General features: G+C 42.3%; 8 protein-coding genes and 3 pseudogenes. 9 read left to right on the plus strand and 2 right to left on the minus strand.

The features are described 5' to 3' along the window. Nucleotides 1-111 precede the first annotated feature (111 nt). Nucleotides 112-1,470 carry a DUF4158 domain-containing protein gene (locus tag CKY02_RS21745; RefSeq protein WP_112896872.1) on the minus strand — a complete coding sequence of 453 codons (1,359 nt, stop codon included), beginning with the start codon at nucleotides 1,468-1,470 and terminating at the stop codon, nucleotides 112-114. Nucleotides 1,471-1,584: 114 nt separating this feature from the next. On the opposite strand from CKY02_RS21745, the gene CKY02_RS21750 reads away from it, so the two are divergent. From CKY02_RS21750 to CKY02_RS21790, 9 genes and pseudogenes are all read left to right on the plus strand, one after another. After that, nucleotides 1,585-2,229, plus strand: a complete 645-nt coding sequence (locus CKY02_RS21750) for a recombinase family protein (RefSeq protein ID WP_112896873.1) — start codon at nucleotides 1,585-1,587, stop codon at nucleotides 2,227-2,229. Nucleotides 2,230-2,253: 24 nt separating this feature from the next. Next, nucleotides 2,254-2,394: a hypothetical protein gene (locus CKY02_RS25045; RefSeq protein WP_167405355.1), complete on the plus strand. Its 141-nt coding sequence runs from the start codon at nucleotides 2,254-2,256 to the stop codon at nucleotides 2,392-2,394. A gap of 22 nt (nucleotides 2,395-2,416) precedes the next feature. Further along, complete coding sequence (locus CKY02_RS25050; RefSeq protein WP_167405356.1) at nucleotides 2,417-2,569, plus strand: hypothetical protein; 153 nt, start codon at nucleotides 2,417-2,419, stop codon at nucleotides 2,567-2,569. A gap of 139 nt (nucleotides 2,570-2,708) precedes the next feature. After that, a pseudogene (locus CKY02_RS21755) lies at nucleotides 2,709-3,170 on the plus strand (tyrosine-type recombinase/integrase); the annotation flags it as partial. Nucleotides 3,171-3,471: 301 nt separating this feature from the next. Continuing rightward, the gene (locus tag CKY02_RS21760) at nucleotides 3,472-4,032 is read left to right on the plus strand and encodes a recombinase family protein (RefSeq protein WP_112896874.1); all 561 of its coding nucleotides are present in this window, start codon (nucleotides 3,472-3,474) and stop codon (nucleotides 4,030-4,032) included. Then, nucleotides 4,016-5,512, plus strand: a pseudogene (locus CKY02_RS21765) (transposase family protein). The gene CKY02_RS21760 and the pseudogene CKY02_RS21765 overlap by 17 nt, the downstream one beginning before the upstream one ends. Continuing rightward, a complete protein-coding gene (locus tag CKY02_RS21770) occupies nucleotides 5,445-6,470 on the plus strand; it encodes an ExeA family protein (protein WP_112896877.1) in 1,026 nt (341 codons plus the stop codon). The pseudogene CKY02_RS21765 and the gene CKY02_RS21770 overlap by 68 nt, the downstream one beginning before the upstream one ends. 875 nt (nucleotides 6,471-7,345) lie before the next feature. After that, nucleotides 7,346-7,630 carry a 2Fe-2S iron-sulfur cluster-binding protein gene (locus tag CKY02_RS21785; protein WP_112896875.1) on the plus strand — a complete coding sequence of 95 codons (285 nt, stop codon included), beginning with the start codon at nucleotides 7,346-7,348 and terminating at the stop codon, nucleotides 7,628-7,630. Nucleotides 7,631-7,644: 14 nt separating this feature from the next. Next, on the plus strand, nucleotides 7,645-8,574 hold the full coding sequence (locus CKY02_RS21790) for a diiron oxygenase (RefSeq protein WP_112896876.1): 930 nt from the start codon (nucleotides 7,645-7,647) through the stop codon (nucleotides 8,572-8,574). 114 nt (nucleotides 8,575-8,688) lie between these two features. On the opposite strand, the pseudogene CKY02_RS21795 reads toward CKY02_RS21790, so the two are convergent. Continuing rightward, nucleotides 8,689-8,799: pseudogene (locus CKY02_RS21795) on the minus strand (IS630 family transposase); the annotation flags it as partial.

Consider the following 8,799-nt stretch of genomic DNA (forward strand, 5'->3'; position numbering starts at 1 on the left):
TGAAATAAACTCATGAATAGAAATGCCTTTTTGGAATTGAATCTGATTTTTAGCCATTTTCATTTACCTCCACACAGACTTATTTTAAGTATACGCCTATGGGAGCTGAATTTAAGTGATAATCAGGAAACGTTTTAAGGTTTTAGGAAAAAAATCGAGAGGGATCTCATCAATAGAATATTCATAAAATGACTTATTTCCATCAATGTATTTTTGTAGAAATTTAAGTGCCTTATCTAATCCCTCAATTTCACATGAAAACTGAAGAACACGAAATAAGGGACGAAGATTACGTTTCATTTTTTGAGCGAGTTGACCATAATATTCCCAACGATAAAAGTCTCGGGCAAAATTCGGTTTCTTAAAATCAGACAAAAAACGCCGATATTCAAATTTAGGCACAATCTCAAACGCTTTTTCTCTCACTTGAGAATCCGGTATTTTTTCATTCACATTAATTAACATGATTTTATGTGCCTGATTTCGCAGTTTTTTATCAGCGGACTCAACAGCTTCAATTTGTTTTTGTTGATAATCATCACCGAGTTTCTGATACATCAACATCTTTTGGATAAAACTGGCTATCAGTTGATCGTTGATTTGACGAAAGCGATGACTGACATAACAAAGCAAATAAAGGCGTGCTTGATTTTTTACCCTGAAATTTTTCAATTTCTGGATGGTATAAAACTGGGCGAGCTCGGAATAATAGATAATGTTTTGCTCTGAAATACCCAACGTTTTCACTAGTTGTTGAGATTCAATATATACATCGGAAATTGATTTTTGCTTCTCAATAGTTTGCTTTATTTCTGTTGTGCTAAAATTGAGCTGTTCTTTTTTCAATAACGTTAGTGAGTAAATGAAGTCTTCTTTATTCAATAAGTTATCCAATTGGTCACGTAATTCTTTTTTGATAGAGGTGTAGAGTTTGTTGCTTAGACGATTTTTTTCAGCTTTTAGAGCCCGAGAAATGACGTCTTGAAGTGTAGAATAGGCTGGTTTAATAAAACACTTTTGCTGACAATATGTGAGTAATCCCGTTAATACAAATTTGGGCAGCATGTGGAGGGTTGTTAATCGTTTTGCTTCTTTTTCTAGCTGCAATAAGAACGTTTTCGTCGGCTCTTTTATTGTGAATCGTTGGCAAATTTGAAGTCGATTTTTATAATGAATATGCTTTGAAATATTCTTTTTAGGAAAACTATCCATCGGAAAGTAGTGATGCAGTATAAATTGCACATCATCTTTAACTTGTTGGAAAGTAAAACGAAAAAAGTAGCTTACTGCACGGTAATAGCCTAATTGAAGAATATAGTTAACTTTTTGAGCGATATCATTGAGCGTCTCTATATATGCCCGATCCTCATTATCCAATTCAAATACGTAAGTTCTTTCTTCATCATTCAGGCTGGGTAAATTATATAATGCTTTTAGTTCATCATTGGATAATATGGAAAGCCGTGCCATAATTGTATCTCTATTAACGTTCGTTAAATGATTAACATTATGTATAGATTATAGAGCGCATAAGACAGATACAGAATGTTAAGTTTTACAGCACATTTTAGGTTAAGAGATAACATGTGTAAAATTTTAGCTTATTTGCGTGCGTCAACGGATAAACAAGATGTCACTCATCAAAAATATGAAATCTTAGAATATGCTCGCAAACATGCTTTGACTGTTGATGAATACATCGAAGTGACGGTGTCAGCAACGAAAAACAGTAAGCAGCGTCGGATAGATGAACTCACCAGTAAGCTCTCGCCTCAAGATATATTAATAGTCACTGAATTAAGTCGATTAGGACGAAGCACTTCTGAGGTTGTCGATTTAGTGAATCGATTAATTTATCGACAAGTGAGAATTATCATTATTAAACAACATCTTGATTTTAATCGTCATGATTTGAACTCTAAAGTGATAGTGACGTTATTTTCATTGTTTGGAGAGCTTGAGCGTGATTTCATCAGTTTAAGGACAAAAGAAGCACTAGCATCAAAAAAAGCCAAAGGTCACACTCTAGGCAAACCGAAGGGAACCATTCAAAAAAGTCAATTTGATGCAGATCGGGATAGGATTGTGGAATTATTGAACTTAGGTCTTTCAGTCAGAAAAATAGCGAATCTATTAAATTATAAAAATCATATATCTTTAAACACCTATATCAATAAACGCCACTTAAAAGTTGGGTTAATACCGAAAAATAATGATATTGATCATTAACCAAATAAATCATGAGGAAAAAGTATGATGATTGAAGAAGAAGTCACCGTTGCGGATATTAACGAGTTAACGGTTCGCCTTGACGCGTTATCGAATATTTTAACAATTGTCATAAATTCTTTAAGTCAAAGTGACCCTAGCTTATATACTGATATTATATCATAATATTGAAGACGTTGCAGAGAGTATGCGAAACAGTTTAGGTGAAGTCGATGAAGAGGATATTAGTGCTTATGCACACAGTGTAGCCGACAGCATGGAAGAATTTCTGCCTTTAACAATGGAAGAATTTCTGCCTTTAACAGAGGATGAAATCAACAGCATTGAATTTATGAAATAATGAAATTAAAAATAAGCTTAATATTCAATTGGTTAATGTATTAAACATTAAGCTTTTAATTTTAATTAATCATTGTAATGTGATGATTTTAAAAGAATTTTAAGGCCAAATCGGACAAGCCGTTCTTTAAGTCAAAACACCCCATGAAATTCGCAGTCTTTTTTTCACATGTGAAAGCGATCCAAGCTCCAAGGGGGTGCGTGACGCGGCCATTTTGGGGGTTCTTCTCGGATGCGGTTTACGTCGTTCTGAAATTGTCGCCTTGGACATGGTGGACATGATTTATAAGGACCGAGCTCTCAAGGTGCTTGGCAAGGGCAACAAAGAGAGAATTGCTTATGTACCTGGCGGTGCATGGAAAAGACTGGAGAAGTGGGTTGAAGAGGTTCGGGGGGAGCATGAAGGTCCTCTTTTCCCGAGGATAAGGCGATTTCATGATGTGACAGGAGAGAGGATGTCTGATCAGGCCATCTACCACATTCTGGAAACCAGAAGAGTCGAAACAGGTCTGGAAAAGTTCGCGCCTCACGATCTTCGGCGTACCTTTGCCTCCTCGATGCTGGATAACGGTGAGGACATTGTGACCGTGAAGGATGCTATGTGTAGCGGCCCGCATTTAAAATATGGCGGGCTTGCATTTATCCGCTTTTTTAGCCCACATTAATTGCAAATGAAAATACCTTCCGGCTCATATTAACTGCAAATGAGCTCGCATTTCATTTCGACCGGCTCACAATAACTGCAAATGAAATTTTCCGCTTAAACCAATCTATTGGATTGTATGGGTATACCCCAAGAAGACAATCCGATGAGACAGATTTTGTGTCTTATTAGGATTGTTTTTGTCTCATCCACATGCTACGTTTCATTCATCTAAAGGTAAATGAGACACTTTCCCCATTATGGCACTTTATGGCTATGCCCGCGTATCAACTAATGATCAGGATCTCGCCCTACAGTCACAAATGCTTCGTGCTGCCGGCTGTGAAATCATCCGAGCCGAAAAAGCCAGCGGAACCAGACGGGATGGGCGGAATGAACTGAAATTGTTGCTGGATTTTTTGCGTCCAGGCGATACGCTTATTGTCACGCGTATAGATCGTCTGGCGCGTAGCATCAAAGATTTGCAGGATATTGTTTATGCCTTAAATCAGCGGGGAATTACCCTTAAAGCGACAGAACAGCCTGTCGATACACGCACGGCAGCCGGAAAAGCTTTCCTCGATATGCTGGGTGTCTTCGCTGAATTTGAAACTAACCTTCGCCGTGAACGTCAACTGGAAGGGATTGCGGCGGCAAAAGCGCGTGGTGTGTACCGTGGACGGAAGTCATCCATTGATCCTGCTGAAGTGTACCGTCTGTATGTAGTGGAAAAAATGGGCGCTACGGCGATTGCCCGTCAACTTGGTATTGGACGGGCCTCAGTTTATCGTGTGTTAGATAACTATGGGCAGCCGGCGTAAATCCATTCCTGTCGACTCCTTGTTGCAATTACGGCAACGGCTAGACCGCCTGCCGCCCAAAAGCCCGGAACGAGCAACACAAATTGCGGCGATCGCGCAGCTGTACAGCGTTTCCGTTACCACGGTTTACCGGGCGCTTCACTTTGCTCTTAAGCCACGCTCGGTTCACCGGTGCGACCATGGTATTCCCCGCGTCCTGCCCCAACCTGAGTTAGAACATTATTGCGAGCTGATCGCAGCCTTAAAATTGCGGACGACCAATAAATCCGGTCGTCACTTGTCAACCGAACGTACCATCCAGTTGCTTGAAGAATATGGTGTGCAAACAGAGCAAGGGTTCGTTAAGGTCCCTAAAGGATTGCTGCGGAAACAAACGGTTAATCGTTGGCTTTCTCTCTACCGCCTCGACCAATCTCGGTTGTTAAGAGAACCCCCGGCGGTCAGATTCCAGGCGGAATACAGCAATGACTGCTGGCAGTTTGATATGTCACCATCAGACCTCAAACACATCGAGCAACCGGGCTGGATTGATACGGCTAAAGGACAGCCGACCCTGATGTTATACAGTGTTGTTGATGATCGGAGTGGTGTGACTTATCAGGAGTATCGTTGCGTCTATGGGGAAGATGCTGAATCCGCGCTTCGCTTTCTGTTCAATGCGATGACACCAAAACCTAACCCGGAGCTCCATTTTCAGGGCCGTCCCAAGATGCCATTAAAGAAGCCCATGAAACTCTGTACCATTTTCATCAACCGGAAACTGAGCAGCAGGCCAACGAATGGCTTTGGAATTACTTAGTTCGCTATAACTCCCAACCTCACCGCAGCGAGCATCATTCCCGACTGGAGGACTGGCGGACAAATTTACCCCAGGATGGATTCCGGGACATGTGTACCTGGGAACAGTACTGCCGTTTTGCCCGGGAACCTGAATCACGCAAGGTAGGTATTGATGCCCGTGTCACGATTGAAGGCACATCCTGGGAGGTTGAACCTGACATGGCTGGCGAGACGGTGGTCCTGTTGTGGGGGCTATTCGATACCGAAATCTTCGTGGAGTTTGATCGTGAAATATGGGGACCTTATTATCCTGTCTCCGGCCCTATTCCATTACACCGTTACCGGGCTTTCAAGCGTGGCAAGGCGGCTGACCGATCTGATCGTATTCATGCACTGGCCAGCCAGCTGGATTTGCCTGTCAGGTAACGATATCCAGTTCCTTACTCCTGATATAAAAACACAACCAGAGCTGCAACATCAGCCGTTTGACATCGCAGAATTTGAATATCATTTCCCCACCGTTATCGCGGCAAAACTGGCCATTGCTGAGGAACTGGCCACACCACTGGCTAAATTATCGGATGAAGAGCGGGCGTTCATCGAGAACATTCTGGCCGAAACGCTTATCCGCGCTGAAGTGCTCGCCCGTGTCAGAAATTATTTCCGTAGCAGACAATCAGGAGAAGATCATGCGGGTTGAAGTGATGGAATATTATGGACTGGCCCAGCCCATTGATCAGGCTGGCTATTATGAAACGGCGCACCATAAACAACTTATCAAGGATATAAAAGGGGCTATCCGTGAAGGACGGCTGGTTGCTGTCTGTGGCGTAGTCGGGAGTGGGAAAACGGTCACTCTGCGTCGTTTGCAGCAGCAGCTTCGGGATGAAAACAAAATCATCGTTGCCAAGTCGCTGTCGGTCGAAAAGCACAGCATTAAGCTTGCCACGTTGATTAGTGCGCTATTTTATGATCTGACTCAGGATAAACTGGTACAAATCCCCAAACAAGGTGAACGTCGAGAACGTGAACTGCAAGAGCTGGTAAAGAAAGGCAAGCGACCGGTGGCGTTGTTTGTTGATGAAGCTCATGATCTGAACGGACACACGCTAACCGGGCTAAAACGCTTGATGGAAGTCGTCGAAGACGGTGGCGGCCACTTATCAGTGGTTTTAGCTGGCCATCCCAAACTGCGTAATGACCTGCGCCGTCCAACGATGGAAGAGATTGGATACCGTACAGATATTTTCACGCTTGACGGGATCACCGGCAGCCAACGGGAATACATTCAGTGGTTACTTAAAACCAGCATGGGAAAAGGGAAAACGGAAGACATTCTGACCACGGATGCGATCGATTTATTGGCAATGAAACTGCGTACCCCATTGCAAGTTCAGTTGCATCTGACACTGGCCATGGAAGCCGGTTATCAAACCGGTGAAAAACCAATAACAGCGACCCTGATAGAATCGGTGCTCTCACGACAGCTTGATGATTTGGAGCCGACACTAACACGGCATGGTTATCGTTTGAAAGATATGGTGGAACAATTTGATGCTAAGCCCGCTGAAATCAGAGCGTTATTTAACAACCAGCTCGATCCGGTTCGCACGGCAGAATTGCGCGACAGGATGTTGGCGGTTGGGCTACCAATATGATGAATTTCATTTGCAGTTATTGTGAGCCGGTCGAAATGAAATGCGAGCCGGAAAAGATAAATGCAAGCCCATTTGCAGTTAGCGCGAGCCCGTGGGGATTTTCATTTGCAATTAATTTGGGCCAAAAAAACGGATAAATGCGAGTCCGGCTGTTTTCGATTGCGAGTCGTTACAATTACCCGCTTCATCGCTACTATGGCTGACTCCGACTTCCTGATATTCATTTCTCAGGCCTTGTGTTTTAGCACTTGTGCCCGAAATACTAGATTCCATTGAGAAATAACAGGATCTCCTGGGTTCCGCACTGTTCTCTACAAACTCGCCGACGCCTGCGACTCCGGTGTGTGCTGCTAAATGGATATTTGCCAGTATGACCATTCAGCCGCTGTTGCCTGCGGAGGTTCCAATCCCATCGACACACACAACTAGAAGGATTTCGGAGCTATCACGTTCATCATTTGATTTCGGCTCGAATGTTTCGCTGTCTACGCTTCGTCTCCTTTGTTACCCCTGGAAACGCAAGACTCGCTACGTTGTGGTCTGGCTAACCTTCTACGACGGGACTTTCACCCGCAAGAATAGTGCAGCTTTTCCCAGCGCACTGGAAGAACCCTCGAAAATGATGAGTTAGATCAATTAAAAAAGCCAAGCTTAAATTTACGGGGTTCTGATTTGGCTCTTCTTAAGCAGTGCTGAGGTTAATAAAATTGATTGTATTGGAATTAAATGTTAATGTTTTTAACAAGTTGTATTGACAATAAATGACACTCAAGCTACTGTGTTTTTTAATTCAGATAGATAAATATATTTAATATAATCACTATTGTAAAAGGAAATAATAAAAACCATTAATCCATTAAAGGAAAATATTAAACATGTCTTTTAAAGCAAAGTCCGATGGCCATCGAGTTATTTTTAATGGCGCGGATGTCGGTATGTTTTGCCCGAAAACCTCGTTACTGGAAAATTTTGATAAATACAACATCGATATTCCCAGTTTATGTAGAGCAGGAAAATGCGGCTGTTGCAAAATGGTGTTAATAAAAGGTCAGGTGCGTCATGGGAAACAGAGTGCATTAAGCGAAGATGAACTAGAAGAGAATATAGTTCTGGCTTGCTGTGCTTATTCAGAATCAGATATCGAAATAGAACTTTATTGAGTAAGGGTTATTCTATGAATCTTATTGAAACTATATTAAAGAAATGGGATCGCTCTGCTATTGTCCGTTCCCGTCCTCGTCGATTACTTAACGAACAAGACCATCATTCTACTCTTTTCTTTCCTCTTGAACGCCTTCCTCTATGTACGCACCCACAAGTCGACATATTAGGTGATGAAGCACTGCGCTATATCCAAATACAAATGCTTTATCACTACTTGAACGGCATAGCTAATATTGAACTGGATATTATTAACGATTCCAGTTACAAACTTTACAAAAACGCTATCGGCATTGATTTCCCCGCCGAGATGCGTCTGGATGCTCTAACTGTGGTAGTGGATGAGTCTTATCATGCACTTGTTGCTCTGGATCTGATTAACCAGGTTGAACAGATGACAGGCATTGCGCCGCTGCCTATGCCCAAAGATACGGAAACTTCATACGCGCTTGCGATGGCGCTTGAACAATCAAGCAATGAGTTACGTGAATTGCTGCGGCTGGTATGCGTGTCTCTCTCTGAACAAGCGCTAACGACCGACTTGATCGATGTTATCAATAATGAAGATATTTTCCCGTCATTCTATTTGGTGATGAAAGATCATGTTGCTGATGAGGGCCGTCATGCACGATTCTCTCAACAGGTTTTAGGCCATATCTGGCGCCATAGCGATGCGGAAATGAAACATGCGATGAAAATGCCAATTATGACATTTCTTGAAGGCTATACGACAGATATCCTTGCTAAGGATTTTGGTGCGCAAATGTTGCGACATTTAAACATGGAAGAAGCAGTCATTGCTGCAGTTATTAACGATACCTATCCTGAAACCACAGTCAAACCTTGGGAAACAAATAATATCGTCACAGAACAAATGTTATTGGCATTGGAGAAATCAGGTATCCTTGCCGAGCTACCAATAGCTAAAGCAACACACGAATAATCTTAATTCACAAATTGAATGAATACTGAGGGTCATTTTTATGCTCCCAAGGGAATTTATTGTTCATAGGAAGCAGAGATGGAATTGCTGAATATTGGATATACCCAAGAAACTTCAAGATGCAGTTTTTAGCACCTGAAAATGGTCGTTAATTCTAGACATCAGCGAGTCCGCTATATCCGGTAGCGTTGTGGTGAAAAATTTGAAGACTTTGTCTCGAAATTC

The sequence above is a fragment of the Photorhabdus bodei genome (assembly GCF_003287735.1).
GTDB lineage: Bacteria > Pseudomonadota > Gammaproteobacteria > Enterobacterales > Enterobacteriaceae > Photorhabdus > Photorhabdus kayaii.